The 17,813-nt window shown below is 61.7% G+C and carries 19 protein-coding genes; 4 read left to right on the top strand and 15 right to left on the bottom strand.

Annotated features, from left to right (window positions below; translation table 11 throughout):
• Positions 1-83 precede the first annotated feature (83 nt).
• From RAD10_RS34830 to RAD10_RS34765, 14 genes are all read right to left on the bottom strand, one after another.
• The gene (locus RAD10_RS34830) at positions 84-1,253 is read right to left on the bottom strand and encodes an LPD7 domain-containing protein (RefSeq protein WP_461620991.1); all 1,170 of its coding nucleotides are present in this window, start codon (positions 1,251-1,253) and stop codon (positions 84-86) included.
• Positions 1,237-3,213, bottom strand: a complete 1,977-nt coding sequence (locus tag RAD10_RS34825) for a type IV secretory system conjugative DNA transfer family protein (RefSeq protein WP_461620990.1) — start codon at positions 3,211-3,213, stop codon at positions 1,237-1,239. Before RAD10_RS34825 ends, RAD10_RS34830 begins: the two co-directional genes overlap by 17 nt.
• Positions 3,149-4,180, bottom strand: a complete 1,032-nt coding sequence (gene virB11 / locus RAD10_RS34820; protein ID WP_461620989.1) for a P-type DNA transfer ATPase VirB11 — start codon at positions 4,178-4,180, stop codon at positions 3,149-3,151. The genes RAD10_RS34825 and virB11 overlap by 65 nt, the downstream gene beginning before the upstream one ends.
• Positions 4,177-5,322, bottom strand: a complete 1,146-nt coding sequence (gene virB10, locus RAD10_RS34815) for a type IV secretion system protein VirB10 (protein ID WP_461620988.1) — start codon at positions 5,320-5,322, stop codon at positions 4,177-4,179. The genes virB11 and virB10 overlap by 4 nt, the downstream gene beginning before the upstream one ends.
• Before the next feature lie 11 nt (positions 5,323-5,333).
• The gene (virB9, locus tag RAD10_RS34810) at positions 5,334-6,185 is read right to left on the bottom strand and encodes a P-type conjugative transfer protein VirB9 (RefSeq protein WP_461620987.1); all 852 of its coding nucleotides are present in this window, start codon (positions 6,183-6,185) and stop codon (positions 5,334-5,336) included.
• Positions 6,182-6,853: a VirB8 family type IV secretion system protein gene (locus tag RAD10_RS34805; RefSeq protein ID WP_461620986.1), complete on the bottom strand. Its 672-nt coding sequence runs from the start codon at positions 6,851-6,853 to the stop codon at positions 6,182-6,184. The genes virB9 and RAD10_RS34805 overlap by 4 nt, the downstream gene beginning before the upstream one ends.
• Positions 6,854-7,194: 341 nt before the next feature.
• On the bottom strand, positions 7,195-8,181 hold the full coding sequence (locus RAD10_RS34800) for a TrbL/VirB6 family protein (protein ID WP_461620985.1): 987 nt from the start codon (positions 8,179-8,181) through the stop codon (positions 7,195-7,197).
• Between the two features lie 11 nt (positions 8,182-8,192).
• On the bottom strand, positions 8,193-8,438 hold the full coding sequence (locus RAD10_RS34795; protein ID WP_461620984.1) for an EexN family lipoprotein: 246 nt from the start codon (positions 8,436-8,438) through the stop codon (positions 8,193-8,195).
• Entirely contained in the window at positions 8,435-9,157 is a 723-nt protein-coding gene (gene virB5, locus RAD10_RS34790; RefSeq protein WP_461620983.1) for a P-type DNA transfer protein VirB5, read from the bottom strand. The genes RAD10_RS34795 and virB5 overlap by 4 nt, the downstream gene beginning before the upstream one ends.
• Positions 9,154-11,520 carry a VirB4 family type IV secretion/conjugal transfer ATPase gene (locus RAD10_RS34785; protein ID WP_461620982.1) on the bottom strand — a complete coding sequence of 789 codons (2,367 nt, stop codon included), beginning with the start codon at positions 11,518-11,520 and terminating at the stop codon, positions 9,154-9,156. Before RAD10_RS34785 ends, virB5 begins: the two co-directional genes overlap by 4 nt.
• Positions 11,513-11,851: a VirB3 family type IV secretion system protein gene (locus tag RAD10_RS34780; RefSeq protein WP_461620981.1), complete on the bottom strand. Its 339-nt coding sequence runs from the start codon at positions 11,849-11,851 to the stop codon at positions 11,513-11,515. The genes RAD10_RS34785 and RAD10_RS34780 overlap by 8 nt, the downstream gene beginning before the upstream one ends.
• Positions 11,851-12,147, bottom strand: a complete 297-nt coding sequence (locus RAD10_RS34775) for a TrbC/VirB2 family protein (RefSeq protein WP_461620980.1) — start codon at positions 12,145-12,147, stop codon at positions 11,851-11,853. The genes RAD10_RS34780 and RAD10_RS34775 overlap by 1 nt, the downstream gene beginning before the upstream one ends.
• Positions 12,148-12,225: 78 nt before the next feature.
• Positions 12,226-12,744, bottom strand: coding sequence for a lysozyme family protein (locus tag RAD10_RS34770; RefSeq protein ID WP_461620979.1), 519 nt, complete (start codon positions 12,742-12,744; stop codon positions 12,226-12,228).
• An 86-nt stretch (positions 12,745-12,830) separates the two neighbouring features.
• A complete protein-coding gene (locus RAD10_RS34765) occupies positions 12,831-13,466 on the bottom strand; it encodes an acyl-homoserine-lactone synthase (protein ID WP_461620978.1) in 636 nt (211 codons plus the stop codon).
• 204 nt (positions 13,467-13,670) lie between these two features.
• On the opposite strand from RAD10_RS34765, the gene RAD10_RS34760 reads away from it, so the two are divergent.
• Positions 13,671-14,402 carry an autoinducer binding domain-containing protein gene (locus RAD10_RS34760; RefSeq protein ID WP_461620977.1) on the top strand — a complete coding sequence of 244 codons (732 nt, stop codon included), beginning with the start codon at positions 13,671-13,673 and terminating at the stop codon, positions 14,400-14,402.
• 90 nt (positions 14,403-14,492) lie between these two features.
• On the opposite strand, the gene RAD10_RS34755 is transcribed toward RAD10_RS34760, so the two are convergent.
• Entirely contained in the window at positions 14,493-14,723 is a 231-nt protein-coding gene (locus RAD10_RS34755) for a WGR domain-containing protein (protein ID WP_461620976.1), read from the bottom strand.
• Positions 14,724-15,477: 754 nt separating this feature from the next.
• Here RAD10_RS34755 and RAD10_RS34750 point away from each other — a divergent pair.
• The 3 genes from RAD10_RS34750 to RAD10_RS34740 all read left to right on the top strand — a co-directional run bounded on the left by RAD10_RS34750 (position 15,478) and on the right by RAD10_RS34740 (position 17,679).
• Positions 15,478-15,654 carry a hypothetical protein gene (locus RAD10_RS34750; protein WP_177243520.1) on the top strand — a complete coding sequence of 59 codons (177 nt, stop codon included), beginning with the start codon at positions 15,478-15,480 and terminating at the stop codon, positions 15,652-15,654.
• Between the two features lie 204 nt (positions 15,655-15,858).
• Positions 15,859-16,743 carry a DUF3991 and toprim domain-containing protein gene (locus RAD10_RS34745; RefSeq protein ID WP_461620975.1) on the top strand — a complete coding sequence of 295 codons (885 nt, stop codon included), beginning with the start codon at positions 15,859-15,861 and terminating at the stop codon, positions 16,741-16,743.
• A 330-nt stretch (positions 16,744-17,073) separates the two neighbouring features.
• The gene (locus tag RAD10_RS34740) at positions 17,074-17,679 is read left to right on the top strand and encodes a DUF1419 domain-containing protein (protein WP_461620974.1); all 606 of its coding nucleotides are present in this window, start codon (positions 17,074-17,076) and stop codon (positions 17,677-17,679) included.
• Positions 17,680-17,813: the final 134 nt, after the last annotated feature.

Here is a 17,813-nt window from a genome sequence, read left to right as displayed (position 1 = left end):
TGCTCTGAGCAATTCGCCTCGACAGCCCCGTAGACTCGGAGTGCCAGAGCCTCGAAGATAGTCAAGTCGGTGGGACCGCCCGTTCAGCGCTCTCGCTCTTGTAGTCTAGTACGTTCGCCGCTCTGGCTTTGATGAGCTCCCTCCTTAACATGTCCTGTTTGTTCACGGCGGTCGCGGACCTCCCTGACTGTCGCCCGTGCAAACGAATTCCCGTTTTCCAGATGTTGGGCGATGCGCTCCTTGGCGAAGGCCATAATGTTCTGGCGAGCATTCTCATCGTTCGGAAGAGCGCGTTCGACCAGCTTGTTGATGACGACAATCTGGGATTGGGCCGCGATCAGGTCGGAATCATGCCCGGCGGCCGGTCGGTCTGCGCGGCGTTCCTCCACCGTCACACTCCACAGGTTGCGCCACATCTGGCGCCGTTCAATGGCAGCTATTCCCGTGGCGGCGTCTATGGACTTGATCGCCCTGACGACGGGTACGACGCCATCCCTTCGCAGAGAGATGCGGTCGCCAGGCCTGGCGCCACTATCTGCGACATCCGGTACAACGCCGACACCCCACACCTGATGTCGCCGGCCATCGTCCAGTTCAATGGCTGCGTAGGTTGACGGCTCAGCGTCAGCGCGGTTGCGATACGGGCCAAAACCGACCTCCATCAGACGTCCGGTAACGCCCTTGTCGTAATCGAGCTTATCGGCCTGCGGTGACCTCTCGGAGGCCGAGCGAGCCTCGACATCGTTGGTCCGGGCGTGGGCTCGATCCCATGCGGCTCGTCGGTCAGCGAGCGCCTGGCGATCAAGCTCGTTTGCCTGATGGCCCTGCACCTCTATCCCACGCGCGCTGGCTTCGAGCCACGCCTCGCGCCGGAATGCGACGGAACCACGAACGTGCAGTGCCTCCCACTGGCGATGTTGTGCCACGCTAACCATGTCCCGGATTACCTCGGCGGCAGCTATGCGGGTAATCAGGCGATTATCAGTGGACTTGAACGCAAGATACTCTTTCCGTTCATCGGCATAGAGCCGCGCTTCGCGGCCGGATCCATCCTTTTCGGTTTCACTGGCCACCACGTAATATTTCCGACGGATACGGTCCGGAAACGCACTACCAGTAGCCTCTGCGGATGAAGGCTTGTTGCGGGTTGTTGCTATTGACTCGTCTTCCCCCTTTTCTCGAGCGGAAGGGCGCCCCGCGCGACGTTGCCGCTCCAGACTGAAGTCCTCGCTCGCGTCATGCCCGTCGTTCATACTGCTCACCCTTCTGCTTGCGGCCGGTCCGCCGCGTCGGCGGAATGACCTGAGCGTCGATGTAGTTCAGGGTCCAGGCTTTCAGGTCGTCTTCGGAGAGGCCTTCAAGATCGACGTCCACATCCCCAAAGTCGAACGAGGCGTTTGCCGGGATCGTGGAAGGATCGACGACCTCCTCGTCGGTCATTGGCCGTTTTCGGAATACCACGCGCAACTCGGCAATCTCGGAGCGCAGCTCCTTGATTTCAGCATCGAGCAGCGCATTTGAGCGCCCTTTCGGCATCTGCGGGACAGGCGCCGGCAGCAACCGCTCCAGAAAAGACTTGTCTTCGTAATAGATGATCTTGTCGGCGATGATGGGCGGAATGCCTGTGCCGAGAATGAAGGCCTTGGACTTCGGAAGGAGCTTGAGCTCTTGCGGCAGCATGAGGGCGCGACGATGTTCAGACACCGTCTCGCTGATCGCGCGCATCGCGAGCCCTTTTGGTCCGCTGCGGCTGCGGGCGTTGACAGTCTCGTAACCGATACGCTCCGAGAGCTCATTGGCGACGTCCTGCTCCTTCGGGGTAAACACGACCTCGACAGCGTGGTTGGTCATGAAGTTGCGCGCAGCATCGACCCCGTAGATCGCGCGGAGCTGCGCCGGGCTCTGAACGACGGTGAGGAGGCGGATGCCGTATCCGGCGACGAAGGCGACCGATTTCGCGAGCACATTGACATTGCCGAGCGCTGGAAACTCGTCCAGCAACAGCAGTACCTTGCGATTGAGTTTGGGGTTTTGTTCAGGCAGCTCCCGGGTATTGAGATCGACCACTTGCTGAAAGAACAGGTTCAAGAGCGGTGCCATGCGGTCGAGATTGTCAGGTGTCACCCCTAGGTAGATCGACATGGGCTGCTGCCTCAGCTGCCGCAGGTCGAAGTCATTGGTCGAGGTTGCGGCATCGATGCGCGGATTGAGCCAGAGACCGAGCCGGGCCGTCACCGTCTTGCGCACCGAGTTTAAGGTGTTTTCGGACGCGGCGAGGAAATCATTCAGAGCGGTGATGCAGTGCCGCGACAGCGGGGAAGGACCCGCCTTGCGGTCGGAGATGATCTTGCCGAAGTGGGCTTTAAGATCCTGAGTCGCTGACAACTGGCGCAGGATCTCGCCGATCGTCAGTGGCAAGCCCGGCGTCTCCGCGACATAGCCGCCGATCGCAACAAAGGACGAACGAGCCGCCTCGAACCAGAACGGATCGCCGCGGCTTTCGGCCGGAAACAGCATCACCGCTATCCGCTGCAAATCGTCGTAGAGATCGGCGGGATCGCTACGGACGTAGCCGAGTGGATTGTAGCGCGCGGTGAGGCCGTTCTCGTCGAGCGGGTCGAACAGGTGGACCTCCTGCCCGTGTGCTGCGCGAAAGCCTGCGGAACGATCCCAGTTCTCTTTCTTGACGTCGAGGGCAACAACCGAATCCGGCCAATTGAGCAAGTTTGGAATGACATAGCCGACGCCCTTCCCCGCGCGGGTGGGGGCGTAAAGGAGGACGTGCTCCGATCCACCGAAACTGAGCATCTTTCCATCCTTGCGACCGAGCAGCAGACCCTCCTTCGATCGCAGGCTGGCCGCCTTAATCTCACGCTCGGACGCGAAACGGGCTTTGCCGTGAAGGGGAAGCGGTCGTTGCCGGAGGACGGCGCCGAGCAGGCCAAAGACGACGATCAGCCCAGCGAGCGTCGACAGCGTCAGCCAGCGATCGAAGCGCGGGTCGGACCCATAGCGCAGCCAACTCGTGGCAATCTCCGACCAGTGAAAGCCGCCATCGTGAAGCCTAAGGCCGAGCAGCAGAACGTTCGAGGCGACCAGCAGGAAGATTGCGCTGGCCGCGAGCGCCAGCGCCGTGGCACCAGCCGCTTTAGCGGGCGTGGTCGCGTTTGCCAACGGGGTCATAGTAGATTTCCGAGATGCGGTAGCGGCCATTACGCTTCTGCATCTGGACGACGACGTCGACGAGATGCAGCAAAAGCGAACGGATATCGTCGCGATGAAGGTCCCGTCCCTCCGCACTCTCCTTGACCAGCAGTGTCATCTGTTCGAAGGCAAGGCGGGCGCTATCGGCGTGAACCGTCGTGATCGACCCTGGGTGCCCTGAATTCACGTTCCTGAGATAAAAGAAGGCGGTGCCGTCGCGGAGCTCCTGCAGCAGGATGCGGTCAGGCCGCATGCGCAAGGACGATTCCAGAAGTTCGCGGGGGCCGGTTTTGGCCACGCCCTGCCCGTCCTTGGCATAGAGCAGCCGGACACAATTCTGATGCGGGATAACGAGCTCGGCCGTGTCTTCAATGGTGAGCAGCCGCTCATGCGCCGGAATCGCCGCAATCAGCGCCTTGGACAGAGTCGTCTTGCCCGAACCCGTCGCCCCCGAGATCAGAATGTTGCGGCGAGTGCGCACCGCAAGTTCAAGGAACTCGCGCCATTGGCCGGCCTCTTTCAACGCGAGCAATCGATGCTCGTCGGCGTCCAGTTCGTCACTCGCGGAGCGGACCTCATCGAACAGCTTTACCCGCTCAAGAGCGTCCAGGTTCATGGTCAGTGCCGAGGGTTTGCGGATCGTGAGGCTGACCGTGCCAGCAGGCACGGCTGGCGGCACGACGATCTGACAGCGCTCTTCGCCGATCAGGCTGGTCGATACCACCGGGTATTCCGGCCCGATGTCCTGACCAGTGTGACTGGCCGCCGCGGTCGCAAGGTGGGAGAGATAGGCGTGCGTGAGGGCTGCGACTTCATGCCGGGTCCAACCCTTGGGCCCCTCCACGAAGATCTCGCCGGAACGGTTGACGACGATTTCGGTCAGAGTGTCGTCCGCGAGGTACGGAGCCAGCGGCTCGAGATAACGCGCCAGCACCAGGCGCCCGCCATCATGTCCGACGGATGCGACTTGGCTCATTTTGTTACCGCCGTGGGTCCGACGATGCCTCCGGGGACAGTGCGGTCGAGAATCTGGGTGCGGCTTTCGACCCGTGTGAGTTGGTAGACCGACGAGAAATCGAGGTCCCGCGCCACAAAGATATTGACTAGCTCGCCTTGATTCTTGCTCAGCGTCGGCGGGATGTTGATCGACTGCTCGACGGCGATGCCGGCGGCTGTGTTGGTCGCGCCAGCCGTGTTGTTGATCTGGATCGAGCCGTCCTGTAGTTGCTGGCGCCCGATCGAAGAGGCATCGCCGACAATCGACAGCAACAGCGCCGAGCCGAATCGCTCCCAGAAATGCGTGTCGATGTCGCCGTCGAACCCTGCCCGGCCGAGTGCGTCCGTAGCGGGCGAGGCCAGCGCCACGATGACGCCTGTCGGCGTCTTGGCGCGAGCCCATAGCACGAACATCCGTTTGGAGCCGCGCCTGACATTGCCGCGGTATTCGCCAACGACTTGCGTGCCCTTTTCCATGAGCACAACATTGCCGGAATCCGACATTACGTCGCGCTGCACGACGCAGGAGACGAAACCGGCCACATCCGACGACATTGCGGTCTCGAGCACGCAGGGAATCGACGTGCCCTGGGTAACCAGAAGATTGCGATTGGGCAGCCGCGCCGCGCGCACACCCTCGATCGGAGTGGGTCTCAACTTGTCGGCAAGCTCGTTGCGTGGCTCGGCCCGCCCAAAATCATTGGGATCAAGGGGGACACCTCCGGTCGGGAGGTTGCTGGCCGAACGTCCCGATGCGACCGGCCGATTATAGGCCAGCACCGGTGCGCGCCGCGCGCTTTCGAGCATCTGTTCGGGAGCCGGCGCGGTGGCCGCCGGCGTGGCCGAGATAGGTGCGACTGGAATGGATGCCGTAGTGACAGGTGCCGCGGGCGTTTCCGCCGCGGGCTCGAAGGCCGCCGCCTGGCGGATCATGAGCTTTCGGGCCGAATCCGTGACCGGCTTATCGCTTTTCCAGGTTCCCCAAATGATCAGAAAGGCGAATGCGGTGAGCGCGAGCGCGCCGAAGCCGCGTTTGAGCATCGCCGTTCGACCGTTGTCCCCGCCTCCCACCGGGGTGATGCCGCGCTCGCCGGCAAGCGTCGCATTTTCAAGCTCGGTCATGTTGCGCTCGCCTATCTTGCCTTAAGGGTTGAAGATGATCTCTTCGCCCGCCGCTCGATCGAGGGGCTTGTGGTGTTGGTACCGGCGTTGACCCCAACGGCGTCGAACGCTTCGTTAAAGATGCAGAGCACGATGTCACCCTTGCGCAGTCGAAACTCGCGGGCTGTGGCGTGGACCACCACGAGCTCGCCGCGGACATCCTTGGGCAACAGACTTTCAGAGCCGTCCGAGTTGATCAGGTAAATCGCCGGGATCTCGCGATTACCAGCGAAGCGGAACGTGGTCTCCTTGCCGTCATCGAAGACAGCTTCGGGTTCGAGGTCGCTCGAGCCTTGCGCCGAAAAGCGCCAGTTGCGGGCGCCATAGGCATGATGCAGGTCAAACGTCTGATCGATCAGCGCGCCTTCCCGTTCCGCGCCCCGGGCGGCCGCCTCAATGCGCCGGCGCTCGATCTCGTCGCCGGGATAGGCAAAGCGGACGACGAAGTAGCTGTCTGCGAGCGTCGTCTCCGCGATTGACAGCTCGAACTGATAGGAGCGCTTGCGCCCGTCGGGGCGGGTGGTGACGACCTGCAGATTGGTCGGCGGATGTTTTTCGCGCGGCTTGAGGAACAGGATCGAACCTGCGGGGGCAACTTCCCATGCGATCGCGTCGCCAATCGCGACATGCGCTATTTCCTCGTCATCGGAAAAGACCACCTGGGTCGAGGCACGAATGACGCCGTTCAGGCGGACCACGTTGGTTGGATCATAGGTTACAGTGCGCACGCGCGCATCGTGTTGACCGGGGGCTGGCTGCTGCAAAGCCAGCACGGGCCCGGCAAATCCGAGAGCCAAAGAGATCAAAAGGGCGAAGCGCTTCATGGCACGACCTCCGGATCGGCGCGATATTCCGACACCAGAAAGCCGAGCGGATTGATCAGGCGGTCGGCGGATGACATCGGTGCATCGGCGTAAGAGAAGGTTAGGGTTGAGACCCAATGGGTCACATGGGTCTCCTCGCCCTTGCGGCTCTCTTTCATGAACCGCACGGACGCGACGTTGTCGGCCAGGAGCGAGATCGCTTTGATCCGGACCGTGGCAACGCCAAAGCGGCCCTGAACGACCTGCGGGCTCTCCGGATTGGAGCCGCGGTACCAAGCTGCGAAACGGGCCTGCTCGCCCTGCCCCGAAAGCAGCGAAATCGTCCGGAAATTGGTCTCTGCTTCCGGGTAGCTGTAACCCTCACGCGCGCGGACGTAGCGCCCGAGGAAATACTTGGTGACGGCTTCGTCGTAGCGCGCAGGCGTCGAATTGAGGGCGGAGACTGTATCGACAATGCCAGTCGCGTTATCGACGCGGATGACGAACGGCTCGACGGTCTTCAGCGGTGCCAGCGCTGCGACCGCAGCGACTGAGACCATCGCCAAGGCGCATGCGCCAGCGGCAACCACCCACGCTGTTCGCCGGGAGCGATGGGCCGAGAGCAATAGGTCCTGCTCCCATCGCCGCGCATTCTCGAAGTAGCTTTTTAGATCATCCTGCCCAACCATCTCACGCCTCCTTCCCGCAGGCGCGATACGAGGCTGCAACGTTGTCCCAGCGTCCGAATGCGGCGAGATGGGTCGATGTTGCCGACGAGTTGCCCTCACCCTTCCGGATGATGGGTGCGGATGGCTCAGCCTGCGGCTCGGGTGTCCCTGATGGTGCACCGGACTCCCAATCCCACATCGAGCGATTGAGGGGCCGCCGAGCCAGGCCATCGCAGGACGGCGGCCCCTTTGACCAGTTTGCGCAGCCCCCAAGCTGCCATGCGATGACGCAAATGATGAATAGTCGACGCCACATCGTTCTGATGCCCCTTCTATCGTCGCCTGATGCTGGCGATCTTTGCTTACGTTGTCGAAGTCCCCTGGGATTGCGCGCGCCGCATGCTGCCGCCCTGGCGGCTGGCTCTGAGGGCAGCGAGGCCGCGGTCGGCCGACCAGCGCGCGCCAGCATAGGCGCCGCCGGCGGCGGCCGTGGCATTAGCAATCATCGGGCTTGTAACCAGTCGACTTGCCAGCGATGCGCCTCCCCCGGCGAGACCGCCTGCGATGACCGGCAGTTGGAGCGCGATGTACCCGGACAAGCCTAGCACCGCGCTGATGGCGACCGCGGCGACCATCATCTCACCCGCCGTCCCTGCATTTGCCGCGAATCTGTCGATGAAGCCGCTGAGAGTGGTCAGCATCAACCCGACCAGCGCGACCACCAGGACCAGCAGGATCACGAAGTTCGCGAGCTGCCGAAGCCAGGCTTCTGTAAACGGGCGCGTTGCCTCAAATAGTCCCAGTGCAATGAACAGTGGGCCGAGCGCGATGACGACGCCAAGTCCCACTTTGGCGTAGAGCAGGATGGCAAATTGCAGAAACGATCCGACAGCCACAAAGACCAGCAGAATGGCCGCTATGAGAGCGGGTGCGACGTTGGTCAATCCAGCCTGCTCATAGATCTTGTTTGCGATGTCAATTCCTTTAGACAGGAGCTGATCGAACGGAGCTCCGGAACTGGTATTCAGCCCGGAGCCCGCCAGCGCATTGCCGATCTCCTTTGGCAAGGAATCGAAAAACAGACTCGTGACGTATTGCTGAAATGCGCTGGAGTTAGTCGCCAGGAGTACGACGACCACGATCCGCATCGCCCGCCAGGCAAATTCCATGATCGGCTCAGAGATCGCGCCGCGCATCACGGCAAAGCCGTACAGAATGACATAGAGCATCACGGCCGTCCGGAGCGGCCCATCAACGTAGGAAGCGAGATTCGACACGGAGGTCGACACGAACGCCGTGATCGGCTGTTCGAATTCCTTCAGGAAACTGTCGAAGACGTTTATGGCCACGCGACGAATCCTTACTTGAGCGCGTCTTTCATCTCTTGGATGGTGATCTTGTTGCGGGCCTCATTTGCGTTGACGCAATTCGGCACTGTCCCAAGTTTTCCGGGATTGTCGCGACATTCCTTGAGAGCTGTCGCAAGCTCAGCCCGATGATCCAAAAACCAGCCGACGGTCTTGGCTTCTTGACCCTTGTTGGCGTCGTTGCAGCCCGCAAGAGCCGCGCCGACGGCGAGGAGAACAATGGCAAGCCTCATCTTCATTGCAGGGCCGCCTTCATTTCATCGACCAGTTGTCGCTGCTTTTCTCGCTCCCGCTGACCATCCATGTCCGTGCGAGCCTGCTGGATCATTGCCAGCCCCTGCATTCGGAGCACGTCGTTCTGCAGCAGTGCCTGTTCGGCCTGCAGCCGCGCGGATAAATCAAGGATCTCTTTGGCGTCGGTCGCCGAGCTGATGCGACCTCTGAGCTCCTCAAGAGCATCGATGCGCTGTGAGGCCGTGTCGTACACCGCTTGGCCCATGGAGTGCTTCGCACCCGTCTGCCGAGCGACCCGGTTGAGCTCGCTCTGGTAATACGAGTTGCCGGTGTTGCCGGCATAGGCGCGGTTTTGCGATAGATAATGGTTGATGGCGTCGGCGAAGTTGCCGCCACCCTGCCCGGCGACGAGACGTTCGATGTCCGAGAACTGTTGGGGCAGGACTTTGCGGAACTGCGGCGTATTCAAGAGCGCGCCGATGTCATTGGCGTTTGTTCGTTTGTTGAAGCTGTCATAGAGTTGTTTGGCCTGGCTCAATTGATCCTGCGCGACCTTGAGCTGCGACGTCAGTGTGTCGACCTGCTTCTTCAGCTCAGTCAGCTGCTCAAACTGGCGCGCATACACGCTGGGATCGAATACGATCTCCCCCGCGGCGGGAGAGGCCATCAGGAGGGCCGTGACTGACAGGCAGGCGAAAGCAGCCGGTATACGTCGAAGCATCATCGGGCCTTCCTCCGCTCTGCGTGAAATACCGGCAGCCATTGCTCGGGGTCGTCGCCGACCTGCTTACGAATGCGGTCGAGCAGTTCCACGGTTTCTGTGCGTCCCGACAAGACGGCGAGCGCATCGTCGAAACCGCCAAGATCAAGTTCTGCCACCACCGAGTTGTGGCCTTGCTTGACCAGGAAGCGCCGGCTTTCGGGAGCGAGCTCCTCCTTGATCAGGCGGAATTCCGTGTCGGTCAGATGGAAGCCGTCGACATAGTCCGAGCGCGTGCCCCGCGCATTCGGCAGGAAGATCTGGGTCGGGCATTGCTCGACAATGGTATGCGCGATCGGCGAGGCCAGCGCGTCCCGCGGCGACTGCGTTCCGAACACCATGACGCCGTTCTGCTTGCGGATGGTCTTGAGTTTGTTGTTGGCGAGGTCGCGAAAGGCCTCGTCGCCAAGCGCCTTCCAGAACTCGTCGATGTCAATGATCAGGCGCCGGCCGTCAATCAGGCGCTCCACGCGATGGAACAGATACATCATGAGTGGCGTGCGAACGGTGGGATGGTCCAGGAGATCCGTCATATCGAAGCCGATGAACCGGGCGTCGAGGCCGATCGCGTCGTGATCGCCATCGAGCACCCAGCCGAACGGAGCGCCCCGGCACCATCGCTCCAGCCGCGCACCGATTCCTTCGCGATCTTGCTGGCCGAGAAACGCCCGGAGCGTGCCAAAAGATCGTTCTGCCTGCCGCAGCTGACCGAGGGCTCGTAATCCGGAATCGATGCGTTCTTCTTCGACCACGGTCAGCGGGCGATCGTCCGGGGTGACGAGTTTGCGGATCAGTTCGCCCAAGAAGGAAAGATTTGCGGGCGTCAGCTCCAGCGCCTTGAGTGGCGCGCAGCCGGTCGGGGCGCCGTTGTGGAGCGTGAAATACGTGCCATCGACCGCGCGCACGAAAATCTCGGCGCCTCGGTCTTTGTCGAAGAAAACGTAGGACGCTCCTAACCGCTCGGCCTGGGACAGCAGGAAGTTCTGTACGACGGTCTTGCCGGATCCCGAGGGGCCGCAGATGAAGGTGTTGCCGAGATCGCCATAATGGAAGGAGAAATAGAAAGGCGACCCTGAGGCGGTTTTGAGCATTGCAACCGCCGGCCCCCAATGGTTGCCCTCAGGCTGTCCCGTCGGATAGGTGTGGAACGGCGAGAACGCCGCGAAATTCCGCGAGTTGATCGCGCCGGTGCGTGCCCGGTACTTGAATAGGCCCGGAAGCTGCGCCCAATAGGCGGCTTCAAGCCCGAGATCTTCCCGGGCGACCACTGCACCCGCATCAGCCAGTGCGCGCCGGGCCACGCTCATGTGCTCCTGTAGCTGCGACGGCGCATCGGCGTAGACCAGGAGCGAGAGGTGATGGTCTCCAAGCACGAACCGGTTGGATTCGAGATCGTCCAGCGCGTCTGAGAGCTCATCGATTTGCGAAGCGGCGGGATCCTGAGCCGAGACCAACTGGTTCTGCTTGCGCGTCAGCACCGTCTTTGCGTCAGCTTTCGCCAAAAACGCGAATGATTGCGTGACGATGAGCTCAAACGGCGCCGAAAGAAGCGCATTCAACAGCCCAGGACGGGTGGACGCCGGATATTCCTTCAGCCCGAACATGCCAGCGAAGCGCGACCCGCCGGCGCCGCGGATCTCAAGGGCCTCGCGGCCGAAGATGACGCGATTTGAATAGAGCGCTGGGCCGATCGGCCCTTGGGGCAATGGCATCGCCATCCATTCCCCGGAGGCGAGAGCGTGGAGTAGCTCCATCGGTTCTGAAAAGGTGATGCCGTCGCGCTCGAACAAGCCAAGCACCCGCGCGCCGTATCGGTCGAGTGCCGCAACGATATCTCGCGTCGCATCGTCAACCCGCTTCAGAGCCCCGCTGTCGACTTCGGCGGAATGGCGGGCGCTTCGGCCGAGCCGCCGAAAGAACGCGGCCGCCGTATCGGTTGCCGCACGGCCAGGATGACAAACAAGGGTGAGATAGAGATCGTTGCGATACAGGGCTTCCTTGCAAAGTCGTTGGCGGTATTGTGCGTCAAGAGCTGCTGCAAAGGTCGACCGGGAGGCGCCGTCGGGATAGACGGACGTCCGGCGGCGCACCAGGTGGCTCCAGAGGGCGAGCTGCGGATCTGCAACGTTGCGCAGGGTGAGATTCAGCTTGCCATGCAGATCGTTCAGATCCGAGATTTCGGCCGTCTCGAACGAGGTGCCGTCAATCCGGATCACCGTCAGTAGGGCTCGTGTTGTAAGACTGATCACCGTATCGGTAACATGCCGGCCAAATGGAAGGTAGACGTCGGGCTCGATCTCCCGGGTCTTAAGCGCCCTGTTACGCATAACCGAGGTCCCTTGTTCGATATCGCCGCAGGAGTTTGAGGGGCGTGCAGGACGAGCCGCCCCAGAATGCAGCGTTCCGCGCGCGGCCCCGAGTTTCGATCCAGGCGAGCAGAATCCGGAACATGTTGGGGTCGTGTCGGCAGATGATGCGGCAGAGCCCATGGATCGGAATTGCGACCAGGCCGTAGACGATGCTCCCGGCCACCAGGAACAGGATGCAGGAGAACATCACGTTGAGCGCCATGGCTTCCATCGTCACGCCGGCAACCATGGCAGGCCGCGTACAGGCGAGGAACAAGGTGTCCTCCGTGAGACGCGCGGCTTCGATCATCAATGACCACCAGTCAAGGTCGAGACCACCTCGGAGGCGCCGAACGTGATGGCGACGCCGAGCACGACATAGGCCGCCTTGCGCAGATCGAGATAGCCGAACATCCAGGCAATGCCGACGATGATGACCGCCAACGTCGCCAGCAGACGAGCAACGTTGCCGGTCAGCATGTTGACGATGTTCTGCAGCACGCCTTCGATGTTCGCCGTCTGCGCCACCGCCGGCTCAATCAAGGCGATGCTGAGCACGGCCCCCATGCAAAGAAGGGCAGCGGAGTGTTTATGAGGAGAAGTCATGGCACGGCTCCGATTGGCACCGCAGCCGGACCCCAGTCCGGACCACGGTATTGAGTTGAGGTGGAGTAAGACCTTTTCTCATCGTTCGTAGACGAAGGCTGACGTGCCTAGTCCCGAGCGATAGACGTCCCAGCGCGGGTGCTCGCTGGCAGAGGCTGCGGGTGGATTGATTGTCGTATCGCCGGATGGGCGATCGCGGCCCGTGGTCGCCATGGGCTGGGCGCGAGGCTCGGAGGCTTGGCTGAGAGCCTTGGCCGCGAAGCTCGCGACAACCTCGGCAAACGCGTGGTCGCGGTCTGCGCTTTTCATGCTCGCAGCTTGCAGGCGCGCATCGAACAATCTGCCAAGGCCAGCAATGTGCTGGCACGCATCGAAGGTGGTGGCAGCCGTCAGGCCGGCCTTCTTCGTCTCCTCAGCATCAAGCTGGCCGAGACCGGTTCGGACCTGCTGGCCGGTAGCGATGGCTTCGGTTGCGAGCTGGATGGCTTCGTCACGGTCGGTCGCCTGAATCGGAATCGGTTTGCGCCCTTCGATCGTGATGAGCAGGGGCTCGAACGAACTCGCCTGCCGCACGATGGTCGTCAGCGGCCGGACCATTGCGGTCGGGGCGCATCGTTCGACCAGAGCCGCGAATGCAGCAGGATCCATGATGATAGCCTTTTATGAGGAGCTGAGAGGTTCGATTAGGCCGCGATCGCCAGGCTTGATGGCGCGTCAATTGCATGCCCCGAAACCTGTCCGGCAGCTCGGATGGCGCCGAGGGCCTCTTTGGTGATCGGCAACAAACCGGCTACGGCTTTGGTCGCCCCGATTTGGCGAGGCGTGCCGAGGCGATCGAGCTGCCATCCGGCCCGACGCAGGATGCGTTCCATGCGCAGATCAGTGACCGTTGCGATGGCCTGAAGATTGTGCTGCTGCCCCCACTCGATCATGGCTGCAAACAACAGGAACGTCGCTTTGCGCAAACCATTCTCTGCTGTTGCCGCTGCACTCTTGGTGTCAACGCAAAAGCGCGAGCTCTCCCAAATCGTGGTCGCCTTCGGCGCCGAGTTGCCATCCAGCAACACGGGGAACGTATCGGCGAGCATGTTGCGCCCGGTGGTCGGCAGCAGGCGAACACAACCCACGACTTCGTTCTGCTCGAGTGCCAGAAGATAAGTCGGGTTGAAGGTGTCGTACTGATCGATCTCCAATCCGTTGGAAACAGAGACGTCCCAGTCGAGCCGTTCCTTGAACACGCGCCCTCGCAGGCGATGCATTCCAAGCGTTAGCTCGGAGTCGTGCAGGAGTGCCGCACGGCTATGCACAATGACCTTCATTCTTAACCTCAAACTTACGAATCACAGCTCCGAGATCAAGAAAGCAGCCACCGTCGCGGCGTTGCGCTGTCAGTTCTGACAGGGACTGTTTGGAATCGTTCTTGCCGCAAAGCTGCCGCAACATCGCAATACACGCCTGCACGTGGAACGCGAATCGTCAGATTGTTCGCGTTGTGGGAACTAAGAAGCGACTGAAGTGGCGCAATGAAAGATGTCAAAAGAGCATGCGGTGAGTTTGTCGATTGTCTTCACTCTGCCCAAACGGAGGATGATTTCCGGCGCGTCGCGGAACGAGCCGCGCATGCCCTGGGATTTCGGTGGTTTGCCTACCTTGGCCACAGCGCTAATGGTCCCAATCTGATCTCGTCCTATCCTACGAGCTGGACCAGCCACTACTTCCGCGAGGGATACGACAGAATCGATCCTGTCCTTCAGGACCCGCGCAGCTCACGCCGGATTTTCCTGTGGGACGGACGGGAGGCGCAAAGCGCAAGGTCTGCGAAAGAACGCCGTCTGTTCGACGACGCGCTGAGCTTCAAGATCAGGACTGGACTGACGGTTCGCATTCCCTCACGTCAAAATCAGTTCGCGGCGTTCACGCTGGCTGTGGACGAGCGCAGTCTGGGGCTCGATCGCTTCATTGAGACTTCGCAAGACATGTTGGAAATGGTGGGGCTCACCTACCACGCACATGTGAGCGCCGCGAGAACCGGACATGTAGCCCAGAACGGGCGGCAAGAGAGCTCGCTGACTCAACGGGAGCGGCAGTGTCTCGCCTGGATCTCCGATGGCAAGACGATGCAGGATATCGCGGAGCTTCTTGATGTCACTCCGCGAGGTGTGAAGTTTCATCTCGACAATGCCAGGCGAAATCTTGCTGCGTTGACCCTCCCCCATGCTGTGGCGCTCGCGTTTCGGCAGGGATTGCTCCCGTAATGCGCAAAACAGCTGTCGGCGGCCGGGGTGAACTTCGACACGATGGTCTCGACCGGCTTCGACCTTTAAAGAAGTTTTAAGATCGTCGATTCAATCAGGATATTGGGTTGGGCGGCTGCATTCAGGCGCGGGATTCTTTGCGACATACCCACGGCGTCTTTTGCGGACGAGCCAGGCCTCGAGCGCTTCGACGGCCTGGACCCTCCCGGCGAACAGATCCATCCGGCGGCGGCCGCGTTTGCCGAGACGCCCCCATTCGCGCACCAACGCCGTATCACCGAACAAAGTCGGTTCGATCGTGAGGACGTAGAACCTGGCCATATTACTGGCCGGATCGCACCGTTGGAGGCGAGGTATGGCACCGTGAGTTCGGACATGCGTAAGAATCGCAACTGTCGAAACCGCGGTCCAATTAATTTATCGAATCGATCAGGGCTCCCGATTCAGAAGTTTAATACCAGTGAAAGCTATTGAGGGTGCTCAGCGAGCGGTATCGGAAAATATATCGACCGTTGTGCGCCTCTGACTGAAAAAGGAGTGGGCGTCGCCCTGTGGGCCGGGCTGGAGGCTGCGCTGAAGCCCCGTGAGCGGGTCTTCCCCCTTACGGGCTACCATCCCTGACGCGAAACGGCCCGAGTCCCCAATCAAGACAGCTGCTGAATTGTCGGAAGCTCCCGCGCATAAGCGGCGGACCTGAACCCGTAGATGCAAGCGATGCCCATGGCCACGAGAGGCATCGAACGGAAGCGGAATTTCGCGGAGCGATCGCCAGGCGGGCAATCGACCTGCTTCTGACAAAAGGGACGGCGGCTGTTCTCGCAGTCAATCAGACCGACATTGCATCCTCGGAAAAAGCATTTGCGTTTCGGCTCACATGCTTCCGGTGAAGGACCAACCCCGCTCTCGAATGGGCTTTCCTTGGTTCTGGTGCGGCCTTCCACGATCAACCCGCAAGGGGTTCGCTACGCAAGCGTGCGACCTCTTCTGCTTCGCCTTCGAGGTGACCGCAGCCGCCCCTGAACACGTCGGCGCCTGTCGAGCGGGGATGGTCCCCGCCCCAAGACGGGAGCCTTCCATGTCGCACAATCTCGCCCTCGCTCAGAACCACGCCTTCGATCTGGCCCGCACGCTGATGGTCCCCGTCATCCTTTTCCAGACTGAGAACGAGTTCGGCGTGATGGTCTCCAGCGAATACGACGGCGATCAGGACGCCATCGTCCATGAATACGACCCCTGGTGCCCGGCTCATTGAGCCGGGTGACCGGCTGCCGCTGGCGCCATGCCGGCTGCAAGGGAAGCTTCGCCGCGCACAAGATGCGGCGACTGGCGGTTGGTAAGCGCGCCCTTGCATTCGGCAGGCTTCGCGGCCGGTCGCACATGTGCCGCAAGACCAGGAACAAGTGAGACCAACAGAAGAAGGGGCTGGACGTCGCTTGCGCGACCCCGGTGCAGACAAATGGACAAAAGAGAAATTGAAGAGCTGCGCGACAAGGTTGGCTGCGCAGCTCTGCTGGAGAAAGACGGCTGGAAAGTCGACGTCAAGGAAAGCACCCGGCGGGCGATCAAATTCCGGCGCGACACCAACATCATCATCGTCATCCATCAAGGCCGCGGCTGGTTCGATCCGTTGTCGCCGGCGAAAGGGGACGTGTTTTCGCTTGCCGAACACCTCGGCGCCAACGGTTTCGTTGAGGCATATGACCGTGTTGCGGATGTGGTTGGCTTCGTCCCGGCTGCACCAGTGTGGCAGCGCCCGGCAAGGCCCAAGGCCCTCGCGTCCATTGCAGAACGGTGGAAACGTCGTTTCAGAGCGCGCCCCGGCTCCCCAGCCTGGCGCTATCTCACGGGCGAGCGCGGGTTACCGGCGAACATCGTGAAGCAGGCGGTCGCTAGCGACCGGTTGCGAGAGGGCCCCCAAGGCAGCATGTGGGCGGCGCATCGCGATTCTGCTGGAGCGCTTACAGGTTGGGAGGAACGTGGACCGGCATGGCGCGGCTTCGCCACGGACGGTGGCAAGGAGCTCTTTAGGTTCGGGTCGGAGGAGTCCGAGCGAATCTGCATCACCGAGGCAGCCATCGACGCCATGAGTCTCGCCGCGATCGAAGTCCTGCGCCCTGACACCCTTTATGTGAGCACCGGCGGCGGCTGGTCCCCCGCGACAGATGAAGCCATCCGCAGCTTGGCCAAGCGCGCCAACGCTTGGCTCGTGGCCGCAACCGATAACAATCGGCAAGGCGACATCTACGCCGATCGGGTTCGTGCCATCGCCGCAGATGCAAGTGCACGGTACGACCGATTGCGGCCCTGCGCCGGCGACTGGAATGAGGATTTAACGGCCTGACGGCGACCTCTTGATGTAGCGCGCGAGAGCGACGCGCAGGCTGCTGGTGGCGCCGCGCCAAGGCCTTCAAATGAGTAAGGTCTCTGACGCCTTGGTGTGAGCAAAGGAAGAGGGGCTCGAACAATGAGGGAGAGGAAATGAACTGGGAATGAAGCGCTGCCGCATGCCCGGCCGTCGCGTCAAGGGTGAAGCTTCGCCCGCGTTCCGCGGCCCTTGACCCGCCGGACCGGGGAGGCGGCCGGCGAGGAGGTGTGATGAAGGACTGAAGTGACGAAGAGATCAGGCGGATCGCTCGCGCTGTTAGTCCGGCCAGGCCAAGAGGAGCCGCCGATGCACACCTCACCTTCCTTTCGCAAAGTCTTCGAAGGCGTCGCGACGCGCCACGAGATGCACCGCATGTTCAATCGCCATCGCGGCAACCCCGTCATGGCCGAGGGAGAGGCTCAGCAGCTCTTCGCTGGCGAGTGGTTCGAGATCGCGGAGTCCGAGCATGACTACATGCTTGACATCCTGCCTCCGCTTTGGATGCGCGGCGATATGTTCGCGATGCGCGAATTCATGACGGGCAGCGTCACCAGCATCTTCTTCGCCCTTGCCATCGACGGAATGCGGCGCTGGTTCCATGGCTATTGCGATCTTTCCGATCGGCTGTCGCCGGAGCGGATGAAGGCGGCGATCATCGAGCGCGAGTCACGGCCCGTGCGCGCGATGACTCGCGACGAACGGCTCGAGCACATCTGGTCGAGCACGCATGACGATTATCGCGGTTATGCCGGCGAGCGCTGGCCGCATGTGATGCGCGGCCGCCGCACCGTACTCGTCTATGCCGGCCAGAGCGGCACGGTCCTGAAGCTGCTCAACGACCTCACCGAGGCAGAGATCGCGGCCAAGCTGCCGGTGCAGTTCCGCCAGCTGCCGGAAACGGTCGCGGCCTAGCCGACCTCCCCTCCCCGCCCCGAGCCCGGCCTCTGCGCCGGGCGTCGCATTTCAGCACCCGGCCCGGCGCCGGTCCACTCATCAACTCCCGCAACACCGTGCCGTCCGTCGCAGCCCGCGCCGGCGGACGGCGG

It is taken from the genome of Bradyrhizobium sp. 23AC (genome assembly GCF_054863025.1).
The sequence above is the reverse complement of the archived record's forward strand: the minus strand, read 5'-3'. Positions and strand labels throughout refer to the sequence as shown.